At 69.8% G+C, this 16,204-nt stretch carries 14 protein-coding genes and 1 pseudogene; 9 read left to right on the top strand and 6 right to left on the bottom strand.

All coding sequences use genetic code 11. The features are described from left to right. Window positions 1-15 precede the first annotated feature (15 nt). Window positions 16-1,584, bottom strand: coding sequence for a flavin-containing monooxygenase (locus OCT49_RS37460; protein ID WP_283856633.1), 1,569 nt, complete (start codon window positions 1,582-1,584; stop codon window positions 16-18). A 10-nt stretch (window positions 1,585-1,594) separates the two neighbouring features. Further along, on the bottom strand, window positions 1,595-2,473 hold the full coding sequence (locus OCT49_RS37465) for a class I SAM-dependent methyltransferase (protein WP_283856634.1): 879 nt from the start codon (window positions 2,471-2,473) through the stop codon (window positions 1,595-1,597). Window positions 2,474-2,649: 176 nt separating this feature from the next. Between OCT49_RS37465 and OCT49_RS37470 the strand changes: the two genes are divergently transcribed. From OCT49_RS37470 to OCT49_RS37480, 3 genes are read left to right on the top strand one after another with little or no spacing between them, the layout of a single operon-like run. Continuing rightward, entirely contained in the window at window positions 2,650-2,898 is a 249-nt protein-coding gene (locus OCT49_RS37470) for a hypothetical protein (protein WP_283856635.1), read from the top strand. A 12-nt stretch (window positions 2,899-2,910) separates the two neighbouring features. Further along, window positions 2,911-3,897 carry a 3-oxoacyl-ACP synthase III family protein gene (locus OCT49_RS37475; protein WP_283856636.1) on the top strand — a complete coding sequence of 329 codons (987 nt, stop codon included), beginning with the start codon at window positions 2,911-2,913 and terminating at the stop codon, window positions 3,895-3,897. Beyond that, window positions 3,894-4,646 carry an SDR family NAD(P)-dependent oxidoreductase gene (locus OCT49_RS37480; protein WP_283856637.1) on the top strand — a complete coding sequence of 251 codons (753 nt, stop codon included), beginning with the start codon at window positions 3,894-3,896 and terminating at the stop codon, window positions 4,644-4,646. The genes OCT49_RS37475 and OCT49_RS37480 overlap by 4 nt, the downstream gene beginning before the upstream one ends. Window positions 4,647-4,977: 331 nt before the next feature. On the opposite strand, the gene OCT49_RS37485 is transcribed toward OCT49_RS37480, so the two are convergent. Continuing rightward, the gene (locus OCT49_RS37485) at window positions 4,978-5,460 is read right to left on the bottom strand and encodes a CBS domain-containing protein (RefSeq protein WP_283856638.1); all 483 of its coding nucleotides are present in this window, start codon (window positions 5,458-5,460) and stop codon (window positions 4,978-4,980) included. Window positions 5,461-5,968: 508 nt separating this feature from the next. On the opposite strand from OCT49_RS37485, the gene OCT49_RS37490 reads away from it, so the two are divergent. Then, complete coding sequence (locus OCT49_RS37490) at window positions 5,969-9,325, top strand: molybdopterin-dependent oxidoreductase (RefSeq protein WP_283856639.1); 3,357 nt, start codon at window positions 5,969-5,971, stop codon at window positions 9,323-9,325. Between the two features lie 81 nt (window positions 9,326-9,406). Here OCT49_RS37490 and OCT49_RS37495 read toward each other — a convergent pair whose 3' ends face one another. Beyond that, the gene (locus OCT49_RS37495; RefSeq protein WP_283856640.1) at window positions 9,407-10,036 is read right to left on the bottom strand and encodes a LysE family transporter; all 630 of its coding nucleotides are present in this window, start codon (window positions 10,034-10,036) and stop codon (window positions 9,407-9,409) included. A gap of 233 nt (window positions 10,037-10,269) precedes the next feature. Between OCT49_RS37495 and OCT49_RS37500 the strand changes: the two genes are divergently transcribed. Both OCT49_RS37500 and OCT49_RS37505 read left to right on the top strand, forming a co-directional pair. Continuing rightward, window positions 10,270-11,505, top strand: a complete 1,236-nt coding sequence (locus tag OCT49_RS37500; protein ID WP_283856641.1) for a hypothetical protein — start codon at window positions 10,270-10,272, stop codon at window positions 11,503-11,505. 169 nt (window positions 11,506-11,674) lie between these two features. Next, window positions 11,675-12,298, top strand: coding sequence for an SMI1/KNR4 family protein (locus OCT49_RS37505; RefSeq protein ID WP_283856642.1), 624 nt, complete (start codon window positions 11,675-11,677; stop codon window positions 12,296-12,298). Here the strand turns inward: OCT49_RS37505 and OCT49_RS37510 are convergent. Continuing rightward, window positions 12,261-12,941, bottom strand: a complete 681-nt coding sequence (locus OCT49_RS37510) for a hypothetical protein (protein ID WP_283856643.1) — start codon at window positions 12,939-12,941, stop codon at window positions 12,261-12,263. The two genes, OCT49_RS37505 and OCT49_RS37510, sit on opposite strands and share 38 nt — an antisense overlap. A 110-nt stretch (window positions 12,942-13,051) precedes the next feature. Between OCT49_RS37510 and OCT49_RS37515 the strand changes: the two genes are divergently transcribed. From OCT49_RS37515 to OCT49_RS37525, 3 genes and pseudogenes are all read left to right on the top strand, one after another. Further along, window positions 13,052-13,501 carry a hypothetical protein gene (locus OCT49_RS37515; protein WP_283856644.1) on the top strand — a complete coding sequence of 150 codons (450 nt, stop codon included), beginning with the start codon at window positions 13,052-13,054 and terminating at the stop codon, window positions 13,499-13,501. A 4-nt stretch (window positions 13,502-13,505) separates the two neighbouring features. Continuing rightward, window positions 13,506-13,865, top strand: a complete 360-nt coding sequence (locus tag OCT49_RS37520; protein WP_283856645.1) for a DoxX family protein — start codon at window positions 13,506-13,508, stop codon at window positions 13,863-13,865. Further along, a pseudogene (locus OCT49_RS37525) lies at window positions 13,866-14,906 on the top strand (IS481 family transposase); the annotation flags it as partial. 110 nt (window positions 14,907-15,016) lie between these two features. Here the strand turns inward: OCT49_RS37525 and OCT49_RS37530 are convergent. Then, window positions 15,017-15,868, bottom strand: a complete 852-nt coding sequence (locus tag OCT49_RS37530) for an AfsR/SARP family transcriptional regulator (protein WP_283856646.1) — start codon at window positions 15,866-15,868, stop codon at window positions 15,017-15,019. Window positions 15,869-16,204 lie beyond the last annotated feature (336 nt).

The following is a 16,204-nucleotide window of genomic DNA, read 5'->3' on the forward strand; positions in this document are numbered from 1 at the left end:
GTTCCTCTCCTTCGGCTATGCGTGGTCAAGAGTGGGTCTGCCGGCCCCGACCGAGGTGGCCAGCCGGTACTCGGACAGGTCGAAGCGGCGGGTGCGGCGGCGGAACCGCCAGGTGTAGGTGGGCCAGATCGACGGGTTGCGCCCGTGCTCGTCGAGGTACCAGCTCCGGCAGTTCCCGGCGTTCCACACGGTCCCGTCGAGGCGCCCCTGCACCTCGTCGTTCCAGGCCCGCTGGGCCTCCTCGCGGACCTCGACACTGGCCAGACCGCGCCGCTCCATGTGCCGCAGGGCGTCCAGTACGTAACCGATCTGCGCCTCGATCATCACGACCTGGGACGAGTGCCCGAGGGTGGTGTTGGGGCCGAGGAGCAGGAACAGGTTGGGGAATCCGGCGACCGTCGTGCCGCGGTGCGCCGCCATGCCGTGCTCGCGCCACACGTCGCGCAGCAGTCGGCCGTCGCGGCCCGTGATGCGTCCGGCGACCGGCCGGTCGGTGGCCTTGAACCCGGTGCCGAGGATGATCGTGTCGACGACGCGTTCGGTGCCGTCGGCCGTGACGACCGACTTGGCGCGCACCTCGGTGATGGCGTCGGTGACCAGGTCGACGTTGGGCTGCTGGATCGCCGGGTACCAGGTGTTGGAGAACAGCAGCCGCTTGCACGCCATGACGTAGTCGGGCGTGAGCCGGGCGCGCAGCGCCTCGTCCGGCACGGACTTGACCAGGTGGTCGCTTGCCATCTTCTGCATCTTCCCGGCGACCTTGGGCCGCTTCATGACGAAGGCCAGGATCTCGCGGCCCCACATGTTGAAGTTGCGTCGGAAGTTCTGGTATCCGGGCACCTTGTGCAGCAGCTTCGACTGCAGCGCGCTGGTCGGCTTGTCGTTCTTCGGGCCGATCCACGCCGGGGTGCGCTGGTACAGGTCGAGCCGTCCCACCTCGGGCTGGATCTTCGGCACGAACTGGATGGCGGAGGCGCCCGTGCCGATGACGGCGACGTCGCGGCCCTTCAGGTCGTGGCCGTGGTCCCAGCGCGAGGAGTGGAACACCGTGCCCTCGAAGTTTTCGAGCCCGGGGATGTCCGGGTACGCCGGCTCGGAGAGGTAGCCGGTGCCCGAGACCAGCACCTGGGCGGTGTAGTCGCCCTGCGAGGTCTCGATGTACCAGCGCCGGGTCGGTTCGTCCCAACGGGCGGAGAGCAGCTCGTGGTTGAACCGGATGTGGGGGCGGACCCCGAACCGGTCGGCCACGTCCCGCAGGTAGGCGAGCAGTTCCTCCTGCTTGCCGAAGGTGGACTTCCAGCCCGGGTTCTGCGCGAACGAGAAGGAGTACAGATGGGACATCACGTCGCAGGCGGCGCCCGGGTAGGTGTTGTCCCGCCAGGTCCCGCCCACCTCGTCGGCCCGTTCGAAGACCAGGAAGTCGTCGGTCCCGCCGCGCAGCAGGCGGATCGCCATGCCCAGTCCGGAGAAGCCGCTGCCGATCACGGCGACCCGCAGGTGCCGGGTGGGTCCGCCGCCGCCCGGCCGGGGTGCGGCGGGCGCGGCGACGCCGTCGTCGCGCGCGGGTTCGAGAATGCTCGTCACGTCGGCCTCCTCAGCGTCGCGCGATGGTGACGCGGAAGTTGTTGAAGAACTTGTCTTCCAGCGTGTAGGCGAAGATGTCCAGGTAGCGCTCGAAGCGGGCCACGACCTCCTCGCCCTCCAGGGCGACGGCCTCGTCCCGGCGGGCGGCCAGCAGTTTCAGCCAGGCGCGGCAGGCGACGGCGAACGACTCGCGTTCGTTGACGATCTCGATGACGTCGAAGAGCCCCTCGGCGGCCTGCGTCAGCTCGTGCAGGTGCGGGATGTGGCAGTTCTCGAACTCGGAGCGCTGGAGGAACTTCAGGTCGTCGAGCAGCTGCCGGTTCATCGGCAGGGCCTCGGCGGTCATGGTGTGCAGCACGAACCGGCCGCCCGGCTTCAGCGCCGCGCCCACCTTGTTGAAGAACACCCGGTACTTCTTGGTGCGTTCGCGCGGCGGCAGCGTGGAGGAGACGAAGTGCTCCAGCGCGTTGATGCAGAACGCCGCGTCGTACGGGTCGTCGGTGACGTGGTCCTCCCACGACTCGACCCGGGTGGTGATCCTGGGGTTGTCCAGGCCGGCGATGAACTGTTCCTGGGTACGGCTGAGGGTGAGGCCGACGGCCTGCTCCACGCCGTGCACGGTGGTCAGCCGGTTGAGCATGGTGCCCCAGCCGCAGCCCACGTCCAGCACCCGGCGGGCGCCGGCGGCCCCCGCGAGTTCGACGAACGTGTCGAGCTTGCGCTCCTGGGCCTCGTCGAGGGCCTCGGTCAGGCCCTCGCCCTCCTCCCAGTACCCACCGGAATACATCATGGTCGGGCCCAGCAGGAGGCGGTAGAAGTCGTTGCTCACCTCGTAGTGGTGCCTGATCGCGTCGACCTCGGGGACCGACCTGTCTGCGACCGTCGTCATTCTTCGTCAACTCCTGTCCGGCGGCGTGCGGATGTCGCAGACGAGAAAACCGGGTCGCTCGCAACAGATGTGCAAGACGGCGGTGGCGGTCCCGTGTTGCGCACGCGTTGCGTGGGCCGGGATTCGATTCCTTCCGAACGACCGAGCCCCGCGAGAGAGGACCGCACATCATGTCCATGCCCACCATTGAAGAACTGGCGAGCCAGCTCGAAGCCGTCTCCGGCGCCAAGAAGGTCGACCCGGACCACCCGCTCCAGCACATCGCGGACGTGGACTCGCTGGACCTGATGGAGTGGCTGTACGGGTTCCAGAACAGGTACCCGGACATCCCCGCCGACGAGTCGCTGTTCGCCGACATCGACGACACGACCACCCTGCGCGTCGTCCACGAGCGCATCCTCGCGCTCGTGCCGGCGCGGGCCTGAGCGGGGCCGCCCGTGAACGGCTTCGACATCACCGGGTGGGGCATGTCCGTACCCGAACGCGTCGTCTCCAGCGAGGAGCTGGCGCAGCGCTTCGGCGTCGACGAGCACTGGATCGTCAGCCGGTGCGGGATCCGTGAGCGCCGGGCCGTCGGACCGGGCCAGACGACCGCCTCCCTGGCTGTCGAGGCCGGCCGGCGAGCCCTGGAGAAGGCAGGGCTGAGCGGCGGCGACATCGCGCATCTGATCGTCGCCACCGCCACGCCCGAGCAGCCCTCCCCGGCCACGTCCGCGTTCGTCCACCACGAACTCGGCATCGCCGGCAGCGCGCACGACGTCAACTCCGAGTGCGCGGGGTTCGTGTACGGACTGGTCCAGGCCATGGCGCTGATCAGGATCGACCCCCGGCCCATCCTGCTGATCGGCTCCGACACCCACACCCTGACCGCCAACCCGGCCGACCGGGACCTGTCGATCCTCGTCGGCGACGGCGCGGGCGCCGTGGTGCTCCGGCCGGCGGACCGGGACCGGGTCCTGGCCTGGAACCTGGGCGCGGACGGCAGCTGCACCGGCAGCCTCAAGGTGCTGGCCGGCGGCAGCCGGATGCCCACCACCGAGGAGACCGTCCGCCAGGGACTGCACTACGCGCAGATCAACGGCAACGAGATCTACCTCAACGCCGTGCGCTACACGGTGCGCACGGTGCGGGAGACCCTGAAGGAGGCGAAGGTCGAGGCGGCCGACGTGAACCACGTCATCCCGCACCAGGCCAACATCAGGATCATCAACTCCATCCTCGGCCACACCGGTCTGCGCACGGAGGCCCTGGTCACCAATCTGCACAAGTACGGGAACACGGCGTCCGCGTCGATTCCCATCGCACTGACCGAAGCCCTGGACGAGGGCCGGATCGAGGACGGCGACCTGGTGCTGCTGGCCGGCTTCGGCGCGGGCATGACCTGGGGATCGGTCCTCCTGGAATGGGGCGGAGGAGACAGTTGAGCGCAAAACCGGTGGGAACCCGGCCACAGCGGCCGGTCGCCCTGGTCACGGGCGCGTCCGGCGGGCTGGGCCAGGCCCTGGCGATCGAGCTGGACGCCCTCGGCTGCCGGGTCGCGGTCCACTACAACCGCTCCGAGGAGCGGGCCCGGGCGGTACAGGACAAGCTGACGAACGACTCGGTCGTGGTCACCGGGGACGTCGGCTCGTACGAGGCCGTCACCGCGATGTACCGGGAGATCGGGGAACGGCTCGGCCCGGTGGACGTGCTCGTCAACAACGGCGCGATCCGCAAGGACGCGCTGATGGCGATGCAGTCGCCGGAGGACTGGGCCCAGGTGATCCGGACGAACCTGATCGGTTCGTTCCACACCGCGCGGGCGGCCGTCCCGCACATGCTGCGGCAGCGGTGGGGGAGGGTCGTCAACGTGGTCTCGCCGTCCGGTCTGATCGCGACCGCGGGCCAGACGGCGTACTCCGCGTCGAAGGCGGGTCTGATCGGTTTCACCCGCACCCTGGCCGCCGAGTGCGGCCGACGCGGGGTCACCGTCAACGCCCTGTCCCCGGGATTCATGATCACGGGCATGACGGAGAGCCTGCCCGACCGGGTGAAGGAGAGCATGGAGGAGAAGGCCCCCGTACCGCGCTTCGTGACGGTGGAGGAGGTGGCCCGCAGCGCGGGCCTGTTCCTCGACCAGGACTGCATGACGGGGCAGGTCATCAGCATCGACAGCGGGGTCTCCATCACCTGACCCCGCGTGCGGGGCAGGGGCCCGGGCCCCGGTGACGTCCGGGGGCCGTCGCGGCACACGGCCGGGTCCACCGGCCCCGAGCGGTTCACGCAGGCGCCCGGCCGGGCTCTCCCGGCCGGGCGCCTGCGCGTGGGTGGGTGCGTGGGTACGGGGAAACTCCACTGGATGCAGGTGCCGGTCGGCCGGCACCTGCCCCCAGCGAAGCCGATCGATGAGCTGCCGGCCGGCCTGGAGCAGGCTGCCGGATGAGCGTGTACGGGCTCGTCATCCCCACGTCTGCACCGTCCTTGCCTTGCCCGGCGGATGTCATCGGTTGTCTCCCGGCTGGGGGTCATCGGCCCCGTGCGGCCGCCGCGCGTTCCTCGGCACGCGCCCGCACGCCGGCGTCGGAGCAGAAGCCGAGCCCCGACCTCTTCAGGCAGAGCAGGCCGACCAGCCGGCCGCCCTCGGTGGTGACGGCGACCCGGCGGCGCCCCGCGGCGACCATCGCGTCCCAGGTCTCGCGCAGCCCGGCGGACGGCGCGACCACCCGGTCGCCCAGCCGTCCCGCCGGCGCGGCCGGCTCGTGGTCGTCCCGTCCCATCAGGTCGGTCCGCTCGACGACCGAGATCAGCACGCCGCCGTCGACCACCAGCAGGGCGTGCACCTTGTCGTTCCTGAAGAGCTCCCGCGCCTGCCGGACCGTCGTCGACGGAGGGGAGGTCTTGGGGAAGGTGTGCATCGAGTCCGCGACGGCGGTGTCCGTCCCGGCGCCCATCGGTCCGGCGTTCATCGGCCCGGTCCCGGCGTTCATCGGCCCGGTTTTGGCGTTCATGGGGGCGCCTCCCGTCGTGCTACCTCGGCCGGGTGCAGCCGCACGCCGTCCCCCGGTTCTGGAGCGCCTGCAGCGCACAGGCGGCAAGGCATTGGAGCACGGCCCGTCCGGCCTGGGACGTGACCGCGGCGACAACGGCCGAGCGAAGTTTCGGTGCTTGCGTGCGTTCCGTGACGTCGGACATGGGGCGAGCTCCCTGCGTATACGGCTGGGGGGTATGTTCCCCTATGCAGTCTACATACCCCTGGGTGGTATCAGGGTTGGCTGAAACATTCCCCTCCCATCGTTCCCTGTCGGTCGAGGTGTGATCAAAGGCTTGCGGCATTACCCCCGGGGGGTGTACTTCTTGATACCCCACCAGGGTACCCGGAAGTGCGGGAAGACCGACCGGGACCGTTCCCGTTCCCGGACCCGTTCTCGTGCCCGGACGGCCCGACCCGAACCCTCCGCACCCCTCCGGCACACCGGAGCCCGATGCCCGACCACTACCAAGGGGAGACGACGGACGATGACCGAGGCACGTGGCTACTGCACCCTCTGCAAGTCACGCTGCGGCGCGATCTACACCATCGAATCGGGAGCCATGGTCGGCGTGCGCCCGGACCCGGATCACCCCACGGGCGCGGCGCTGTGCCCCAAGGGCCGGGCCGCACCCGAACTCGTGCACAGCCCGGCCCGTCTCACCCGCCCGCTGCGCCGCACCACACCGCGGACCGACCCCGATCCCAAGTGGCGGGAGATCGGCTGGGAGGAGGCGATGACGGAGATCAGCAGCCGGCTCGCGGAGTTCCGCGACACCACGGGGCCGGAGTCCGTCGCCTTCTCGGTGACCTCGGCCAGCGGCACGCCGATGAGCGACGCCCTCGAATGGGTGGAGCGGTTCGTCCACCTCTACGGCAGTCCGAACATCTCCTACTCGACCGAGATCTGCAACTGGCACAAGGACTTCGCCCACGCCTTCACCTTCGGCAGCGCCCAGCCCGCACCCGACTTCCCGCACACCGACCTGACCGTGATGTGGGGGCACAATCCCGCCAAGACCTGGCTGTCCCGGTCGGTGGCCCTGGCCGAGGCACGCGCACGAGGGGCCCGCCTCGCCGTCGTCGACCCGCGCCGGACGGCCGCCGCGATGCAGGCCGATCACTGGCTGCGGGTACGGCCGGGCACCGACGGCGCCCTCGCCCTCGGACTGGCCGACCTCGTGCTGCGCCGCCACGGCGGCGACCAGGAGTTCCTGCGGGCCTGGACCAACGGGCCGCTGCTGGTGCGCGACGACGACGGCCGCTTCCTGAAGGCCGACGAGCTGAGCCCCGACGGCGTCGGCCACGTGGTGTGGGACGAGCACGCCGGCCGGCCCGAGCCCTACGACACCACCCGGGCCGCCCCCGCCCCGCAGCGATTCGCCCTGCGCGGCACCCACCGGGTCCGCACCCGCTCCGGAACGGTCACCTGCCGGCCGGCGTTCCAGCACTACCTCGACGCCGTGGCGGCCTGGCCGCTGGAACGCACCTCCTCGGTGACCGGGGTGGACCCCGGCACCCTCATCGCGTTCGCCGACGACCTGGCCACCTCGCGCGCGGTCAGCTACGGAACGTGGACCGGAGTCGGCCAGCACGTCGACGCGACACAGACCGAACGCGCCATCGCCACCCTGTACGCACTCACCGGCTGCCACGACGCCCCCGGCGGGAACGTCGTCCTGCCGCAGCAACCGACCACCAAGGTGTCCCTGCCGCCCGTGCCCGAACAGGCGGCGAAGACCCTGGGCCTGACCGAACACCCCCTCGGCCCCCCGGCATCCGGCTGGATCTCCGCGCGGGCCCTGTGCAGGGCGATCACCGAAGGGGAACCGTACCGCGTGCGCGCCCTGGTCTCCTTCGGCGGCAACCTGCTGCTGTCGCAGCCCGACCCGATACGCACCGCCGAAGCCCTGCGGCAGCTCGAATTCGGCGTGCACATCGACCTGTTCGAGAACCCCACCGCCCGGTTCGCCGACATCCTCCTGCCCGCCAACACTCCCTGGGAGCGGGAAGGGCTGCGCGCGGGCTTCGAGATATCGCAGCAGGCCCAGCAGCGCGTGCAACTGCGCCCCCGCATGCTCGACCCGCTCGGCGAATCCCGCTCCGACCTGGAGATCGCCTTCGACCTCGCCTGCCGCCTCGGCCTCGGGGACGATTTCTTCGGCGGAGACATCCAGGCGGCCTGGAACCACCAGCTCGAACCCCTCGGCCTCACCGTGGACGACCTGCGCGCGGCCCCGGGCGGCGTGGACGTGCCGCTGCCGATGCGGTACCGGAAGTACGCCGAGACCACGCCCGACGGGCGGGTCACCGGATTCGCCACCCCGACCGGGCGGGTGGAGCTGTACTCACAACGACTGCTCGACCACGGCTACTCCCCGGTCCCCGAAGCCGGCGACCCGCCCGCCGACCCCGACTTCCCACTGACACTGAGCTGCGCCAAGAACGGGTACTTCTGCCACAGCCAGCAACGTGGACTGGCCTCACTGCGCAGACGCTCACCCGAACCCCTCGTCGAGATCGGCGAACAGGTCGCCGCGGACCGGGGCATCACCGACGGCGACATGGTGGAGATCACGACACGCAACGCCACCGTGCGGATGCGCGCCCGGGTGGACCCGGGCCTGCACCCCGACACCGTGGTTGCCGAGTACGGGTGGTGGCAGAGCACTCCCGACCTGGCACTGCCCGGATCGGACCCGCTGGCCGACGGCGGACAGAACTACAACCTGCTGGTCGGCGACACCGCGCACGACCCGATCAGCGGCTCGGCACCGCTGCGCTCGACGGCCTGCGAGGTCCGCCGGACACCGACCGGAACATGGTCCGGTCCACGCGAGTTCGTTGTCGAGGCCTCCGACGAAGTGACCGAAGACGTACGGGAGTTGCTGCTCCGCCCGGCCGACGGCGGCCCGCTGCCGGAGTTCCGCCCCGGCCAGCACGTCACCATCGCCGACGACGGCGCCCCCGACATCACCCGGGCGTACTCGCTGACCGGCGTGGCCCGGGGCGACGACCTCGCGACGTACCGGCTGGCCGTCCGGCGGATCGAGGGCGGCGCGTTCTCCCCGCTCGTGCACCGTGGCCTCACCGCCGGGGCCCGGGTACGGGTGACCGCTCCTTCCGGCCTGTTCGCCATCCCGGTCGACCACAGCCAACCGGTGGTGCTGCTCGCGGCCGGTGTCGGCATAACCCCCTTCCTCGGCTACCTCGAAACGCTCGGTTCCGTCGGCGGTTCGGTCCCCGAGGTGGTCCTGCACTACGGCAACCGCAACAGCAGGACCCACGCGTTCGCGGACCGGCTGCGGGAACTGGCCTCATTAATGCCGCAGTTGACGGTGATCGACCATTACAGTCGCCCGGTGGCCGAGGACGTGGAGGCAGTGCACTACTCGGTCCGCGGCCGGATCACCGCCGACGCGGTCGAGGAGGAACTGATCCGCCGCCGCGCCCGCTTCTACCTGTGCGGGCCCCAGGAGATGATCGATGGCGTCACCGCCGGACTGAAGGCCCGCGGAGTCCCGAAGTTCGACATCTTCGCCGAGAGGTTCCAGGTCACCACGCGGAACGTCGAGGTCCCGGCGGATGCCACCGCGACCGTGCGCTTCGCGCGCTCGGAACGCGAACTGACCTGGACCCGGGCGGACGGCACACTGCTCGAACTCGGCGAGAGGGCAGGGCTGAAGCTGCCGAACGGCTGCCGCCTGGGACAGTGCGAGAGCTGCGCCGTCACCGTCCTGGGCGGACAGGTCGCCCACCTGGTGGCCCCGGCCGAGGACCTGCCCGACGACCAGGTGCTGACCTGCCAGGCGGTGCCGGTCACGGACGTGGTGCTCGACGTCTGAGGCAGGCCCCGTTCCGGGCGGCGTGACCGGGCTCCCCTTCCGGCGCCCGGTCGAGCCGGGCGGGCCGCGTCGGCTCGTCGATCACGGCCGGGCCACCAGCAGATGGACGGCGAGCCCGACGATCACCGCGCTGGACACCAGGGCGGTGGACAAACGACCATGAGGACCCGTCAGCACGCGGCCGAGCAGGGCTCCGCCACCGGCGAGCAGCAGTTGCCAACTGGCGGAGGCCGCGAAGGCCGCCAGGACGAACACGGCCTTGGCCCAGTGATCCGGTGCGGCACCCTGGCCGGCGAGCACCAGGGCCGCGAAATAGATCACGGTGATCGGGTTCATCAGCGTGATGCCCAGGAACCCGAGATACACCCGCACCGGACTCATCGGTTCGCGGTTCGCCCCGCCCACGTCCTGCCCCTTGCGGTACCCGGCGACGGCCGTCACAGCGCTCCGGCACGCCAGCGCGAGGAGCACCACGGCCGAGGCCCGACGCAGGGGCAGCGCGATCGGCTCGATGACGGGCGCGAGCGCCGAGCCCCCGACCATCGAGATCAGCGCGTACAGGCCGTCGGCGGTCGCGATGCCCAGAGCGGCACAGGCACCGACCCGCCACGACGTCCGCGCGGTGAGGGCCACGAGATACGTCGCGACCGCTCCCACCGGCATGGCGATGCCATAACCGGCCAGGAGCCCGGCGACCAGGGCCGCGCTCATGTGCGGTGCGGAGTCGGCCTTCCCGGACGGCCGGACTGCTGTCGGCCCGGTCCCGCAACGGCGGCGGAGGGCATCGGCAGCAGGCAAGCAGTCGTCGTGGTCATGGGCAGATTCTTGGAGCGGCCCGGTCGGCCGCGCAACCCGATTAAACGGCTGTTCCGGCCCGGACGGAGGCTCTTGCGCCGCCCACCACCCACTACCCTCGACCGGGGAAGTCACAACAGGGGCGGGCGATGGACAACAGGATTCAGCTGATCAGTGACGGCGACGGACTCGCGGTCGTCGGGAGCCCGGTGGACGTCGAGCACTTCCTCGCCTCGGAGCGGCTGCTGTCGCTGTCGAAGGACCTCGGGCTGCGCCGCCTCGGATCTCTCCTCCGCGCCGGGTCCGGAGTGGCGCGGGCCGCCTCCGAGATCGCCGCCCATTCGGGCCGCTGGGTGAAACTGACCGAGGAGTCCGCTCAACTCGTCAAGAAGTTCGGGCTGATGGAGAGCCGGACGCCGGGCATCAGCCACGCGATGGTGGGGAAGCCGGGGGCGATCGGGTCATGGCTCCAGATCGTGCAGGGGACCGGCTCGTTCCTGACCAGCCCGGCGGTGCTCACCGGTGCCGCGGGGATCATGGCCCAGCTCGCGCGGCAGCACGAGATGGGCGAGATCAGGGACTGTCTCGCGACGATCGACAGGAAGATCGACGACGTGATCCGCGCCCAGAAGGACGCCGAGTTGGGGAAGGTGTCCGGGGCGGGCCTCGACATCGAGTCCGCCATGACCGTCCTGGAAGTGGAGGGCCGGGTCGACGACGACACCTGGTCGACCGTCCAGGCCAGGACTCACACGATCACGGACGCCCTGGGGTGGGCGCTGCGCCGGTTCGACGCGCTCGCGGAGAGGGCGGAGGGCACGACCGGGATCGGTGATCTCGTGCGGACGGCCAAGCAGGCGGAGTTCGAGGTCCAGGAGCTGCTCGTCGTCGTGGCCCGTTGCTTCGAACTGCAGTCCGCGCTCGACGCGTTGCGACTGGCGAGGGCGCTGGAAGAGTCTCCGGAGGTGCTGGAGGGGCGTCGGCGCGCGCTGACCGTCGACCGGCGGAGGCGGCGGGAACTCGTCTCGGGGAGGATCGAGCACCTGATGGCACGCCTGGACGCGGCTGCCGACAGGGTCAACTCGAACGTGCTGCTGCATCTGTCCGCGCACCGGGCGGTGGTGGGTTCGGTCAACCACGTCGGCATCACCGTCGATGAATTCCACCGACCGCTCGGGATCGAGTCCGCCCGGCCCGCGCTGGAGACGACACGCTGGTGGGACGCGGCCCGGGACCCGGCGCAATTGAGGAACGCGACCGCGGAGGTGGGACGCAAAGCGGTCGTGGGAGCGGTGGTCGTGGGAGCCGCGGGGGTCCTGGCGAAGGGGGCGCACGGCGGCCGGGACCTGATCGGCAATGGGACGACCCGCGGAACTCGTGGCTGATGGACGCCGCCGAGCACTGGGTGCCGGTTCGCTGAACGCGGCCGGTCGGCCGAGTGGAAACGCGGCCCGGGGCGCGAACGATGAAGTCGATCTGCGAAGCCGCAGCGAGACGTGCGGCAACGCCGCGGGCCGTTGGCGGTCAGGCGGAGAGCCGTGCCAGGAGGCGTGGATGGACGACCTCGTACGCAATTGGACGCGCGTCGAGAGCTGGCATCGGCAACACCGATGCGCCGGCACGCTCCTCGAACTGCATCCGCCCGCTTCGGAGGAGGCCGTCCAGTCCCTCCGCCGGGCCATCCCCTATCCGCTTCATCCGCATCTCGTGCAGTGGCTCGGCATCCACGCGGGCGCGCCCTTGTACGACGCTCCCGTCTGGCCGGGGGGCTACGTTCCGTACGATCTCGAAACGCTCATGGCCGGACCGGCGTACATGGCGGAGATGCTTGAGGAGTGGGAGGAGCAGCGCGACGAGGATCCCGAGGCCTGGATCCAGGAACCGTGGGCGGACCCCTTGTGGCTGCCCGTCGCCGGTACGCACACGGGGGAGAGCCTCGTCGTGGACCACCGGCCCGGCGACGGCTTCGGCACCGTCATCGAGATCGACTACGAGGGCACCGAGGTCGTCACGGCCCGCTGGAGGAGCCTGGGGGAGATGATCCGGCTGATGGCCGATTCGCTGGAATCGGGAGAGGCCATGCCGTACGCGCGCGAGTACGTGCGCGTCCCACGCCTGGACGAGGACCCGCCCCGTCGTCTCACCTGGGCGTTGGAGAAGCCCCGGCGGGAGGGGTGAGGAACAGGGACAGCTCCCTCGCCCCGCTTGTGGGGGAGGGAGCTGCCGTCGGCTGTGCCGTCGCTCGCCACGGTCTGGTGAGGCCGGGTACGTCGATGAAGTACGCGTCGTTGTCCAGCATGCGCTGCTTCGTGCAGAAGCCCGACAGGCGGGATCCGGCACGCTCGTTCTGGGCGCCCGGCAGGGTGGTGCGGGCGCACTTCTCGGGGCAAGTGGGTGCGGTGTTCGGCGCCCTCAGGTCGTCATAGAGACGCCACTTGTCATCGGCGTCCTTACGGGCGTAAGCCTGGAGGCACTGTGTGCCGTTCTCGGCACCTTGCTGAGATCCGCCGCTCTCCTTGGTTGCCGCGAAGGCGTACTCGTCGCACCGGGTCTTCTTGCCGGCACCGGTTGCCTGCGGGTGCAGTGCCAGTGCGTACTGGCCGGAGTCCGGGCAGACCACGGCTCGGTTCGCGTCCCGCTCGGCAGAGTCGAACTCACGATGCAGCGGGCTGTTGTCCTTCTTGCTGCCGGGGTGCCAGGCGAGTTTGTCGCGCATCTCCATGTAATAGAGGGCGGCGCCTTCGACGTACTTGTGCTTCAGCTCGAAGGTGGGCGTGTACTTGGTGAAGACACAACCGACAGATGCCGTGTTCGGCGTCATCTGGTCGCAGCGGATCTGCTCCCGGAACACCCAGCTGGGTTCGGTAGCGCGGCTTCGCCGCCACGACGGTACGGGATATCGCCGGGGCGGCCGGCGTCAGCACCGGGACCGTGATGATGGTCGGTGACAAGAACGCACTGTTGGTCAGGGTTTTCGACTCGATGGTGGCTGCGGAGCATGCCCGGCGCGCCGACATCGACCTGCAATCAACTGGCCCTGACGTTTGCGTGGACCGCTTGGGCGTTCTGGTCCAGCCGTTCGTCCTACTGTTCACCGACAGTCCCGAGCTGGCGCGATCGTACGCGTCGATCCTGGTATCCGGCGCGCATTCCTCCTCGCTGTTCACTGACCTCGCCGCCCAGCTCATCGACGATTTTGCGGCCGCGATCACCATGCGCGGGTGCAGCTCGCAGGCTGACGCACCGGCCAAGGCGAAGGCGCTCTATGCCGCCTACGTCGGCACGCTCTTCACCTGGTCGGCACTTGGCTCCGCCGATCCCTCCGGCCTCACGGACAGCCTCCGAACCACCTTCGCGGCCATCTGCACCTGCAAGGAGTAACCCCATGCCCCTGACCCCCGATCCGTGGTGGCCCCCGGCCGTCCTCGCCATCGCCTTGTTCAGCGACGCGGCGATGTCACTGCGGCCGCCGAAGTTCATCCGCGACTGCCTGAACGGCGTGGGCTTCCCTCGCGAGTGGTGGTGGACGCTGATCGTGATCAAGACCCTCGCCGTGATCGGGCTCATTGCCGGGATCTGGATTCCCGGCATCGCTCTGGCTACCAACACTGGCGTGATCGTCTACTTCGTGAGTGCCGCCGCGGCCCATGTCCGAGCCCGCTTCACCGGGCAGGCGTTCTGGCTCAACTGCCTTGGCATGCTTGCACTCTCCATCACAGTTCTCGTGCTCTCGTTCGCGCTCTGAGTGGCCGATACCTCAAGACGCGCCCCCTCCGGCACGACGCCCCCGCGCTCTCACCGGAACGCGCCCCTCACGCCCGAGGGGCGCAAGCGGCTGATCGAACGATGCCGCACCCGTCCGATCGCACACGTAGCCGCAGAGACGGGTATCTCCCGAGCCACCGCGTCGAAGTGGGTAAACCGGTACAAGGAGTTCGGCGAGCTCGGTCTCATCGACCGATCGTCCGCTCCGACACGGCAGCCGACCGCGACGCCCGGATGCTTGGTGAAGCGGACCGAATCGATGCGGCGCGAGCACAAGTGGTCAGCATCCCGCATCGCGTTCGAGCTGCATCAAGACGGAACCCCGGTCAGTCGCCGCACCATCACACGGCTGCTCGCGCAGCTCGGCTTGAACCGGCGGAAATTCATCGACCCGAATGGCGAGACGAACCGGGAGCCACAGAAGATCATCGCCGAGCGTCCCGGCCACATGGTGCATATTGACGTGAAGAAGACCGGCCGCATCCCGGACGGCAGCGGCTGGCGTGTGCATGGGAAGAGCAGCATCGAAGCCAAAGCCGTAGCGAGAACAAAGAAGCGCGGTGCGAAGACCGGCTACGTCTTCCTCCACTCCGCGATCGACGGCTACTCCAGGCTCGCCTGCACTGAAGCGTTGTCTGACGAGAAGGCTGTAACAGCAGTCGCCTTCCTCGACCGGGCGCGAGCATGGTTTGCAGCTCACGGCATCACCCGGCTCGAGCGAATCGTGACCGACAACGGCTCCTGCTACCGCGCGGCCGTCTTCGCCGAGGCAATGGGCGAGAGCCGGCACCAGCGGATCACCCCGTGCACGCCACGACACAACGGGAAGACCGAGCGCTACAACCGCATCCTTGCCGAGGAGTTCCTCTACGCCTGCACCTGGCACACAGAAGGGGAACGCACTGCCGCACTCGAGGTCTGGAACCAGCACTACAACTATCGCCGACCCCACGGCGCACACGAAGGCCAACCGCCGGCCTCGGCGACGCCATCACGCGTCAACAACGTCCTGACCTCGTACATGTGCCCCGGGCAGGGGTGGTCGTACGCGCCGGGCGGAGTTGGTCGTACATCCCGGGCAGGGTTGGCCGTACGCCCCCGGCGGGACCGGCCCCGCCGGGGTGTGTGCGGCTACCTCGGCGGGGGCAGGGCCTCGAAGGCGCCCATCAGCAGCGGGTCCAGGGTGCCGGAGCGGCGGATCGCGCGGGGCGGGCGGGCCTGGAGGGTGGGACCAACGGCCCGCAGCAGGTTCAGGTACGCCGCCTGGGTCTCGGCCGCCGGGTCGATGCCGAGCTCCTCGGCGAGCACCTCGCGCAACTGCTGGTACGCGCGCAGGGCGTCCGCCCGGTTGCCGGCCGACGCGTACGCCGCCATCTGGCAGCGGTAGGCGCTCTCCCGGAACGGCGCACGGCGCACCGCCTCGTCCGCGTACCGCAGCCCGTGGTGCTCGTCTCCCAGGGCCGAGGCGGAGAGGCTCGCCAACTCCAGTGCGTTCAGGCGTAGTTCATCCACCCGTTCCCGGACGCTGCTCACCCACTCGCCGTCGTGCGCCGGCAGGAACGAGCCGCGGAGATTGGAGACCGCCCCGGCGGCGAGCTGCTGCGCCACGGGATAGGCGTGCTCCGCGAACGCCTCCTGCGCTTCGGTGACCGCGGCGTCGGCCGCTTCCAGGTCGACCGCCGCGTCGTCGGGCAGTCGCAGCAGATAGCGCCCGCTGTGGGCGACCAGCGGTGTCTCACCCGGCCTCTGGCGCGGATCGCTGACATAGGCGCGCACCCGGCTGACGACGCTGCGCAGGGCCGACGCCCAGGTGTCGGGCAGTCCTTCCGGCCACACGGTGTCGGCGAGCTGGTCGCGGCCGGTCCCCGCGGAGCGTTCCAGGACCAGCCGGGCGAAGGCCACCTGGGCCTGGGCGCTCGACAGGTGCTGGGGCGGGGCTCCGTCGTGCTCCACGGTGACGAGTCCTACGAGTCTGATCAGCAAATCTGGCTCCCCAAGACATCGGCGGCTCCCCCTGGCCGAAAGCGCGTGGGTGCGGCACGGAATGGATCGTGGACCATTTCGGGGACGATCACAGGATCGCCACTCCTTTTACATTCTCTTTCCCGTGCATTCGACCGTACCGGCGGTCGGTCGACCTGTTCAACCGTGGCCGTAAACATACCGGGGCGAATAGTCGGAACCGTTCCTTCCGGTATTTGGCGACTCGTCGTTCGACCTTTTCGCGAAGGAAATTCGAGCCGTCCGTGCCGTATTGCGCGCGTCTTGCGGCCGACCTCTAGAAATGACGTCGCGTTGGGACAAGGCCAAGAAGCCGAA

The sequence above is a fragment of the Streptomyces sp. ML-6 genome (assembly GCF_030116705.1).
Classification (GTDB): Bacteria; Actinomycetota; Actinomycetes; order Streptomycetales; family Streptomycetaceae; genus Streptomyces.

Bases quoted from the DNA above. Each gene is read 5' to 3' on its own strand.
- OCT49_RS37465 (WP_283856634.1), bottom strand. From the start codon at position 2,473: ATGACGACGGTCGCAGACAGGTCGGTCCCCGAGGTCGACGCGATCAGG.
- OCT49_RS37470 (WP_283856635.1), top strand. From the start codon at position 2,650: ATGCCCACCATTGAAGAACTGGCGAGCCAGCTCGAAGCCGTCTCCGGC.
- OCT49_RS37485 (WP_283856638.1), bottom strand. From the start codon at position 5,460: ATGAACGCCAAAACCGGGCCGATGAACGCCGGGACCGGGCCGATGAAC.
- OCT49_RS37490 (WP_283856639.1), top strand. From the start codon at position 5,969: ATGACCGAGGCACGTGGCTACTGCACCCTCTGCAAGTCACGCTGCGGC.
- OCT49_RS37495 (WP_283856640.1), bottom strand. From the start codon at position 10,036: ATGAGCGCGGCCCTGGTCGCCGGGCTCCTGGCCGGTTATGGCATCGCC.
- OCT49_RS37500 (WP_283856641.1), top strand. From the start codon at position 10,270: ATGGACAACAGGATTCAGCTGATCAGTGACGGCGACGGACTCGCGGTC.
- OCT49_RS37505 (WP_283856642.1), top strand. From the start codon at position 11,675: ATGGACGACCTCGTACGCAATTGGACGCGCGTCGAGAGCTGGCATCGG.
- OCT49_RS37510 (WP_283856643.1), bottom strand. From the start codon at position 12,941: ATGACGCCGAACACGGCATCTGTCGGTTGTGTCTTCACCAAGTACACG.
- OCT49_RS37520 (WP_283856645.1), top strand. From the start codon at position 13,506: ATGCCCCTGACCCCCGATCCGTGGTGGCCCCCGGCCGTCCTCGCCATC.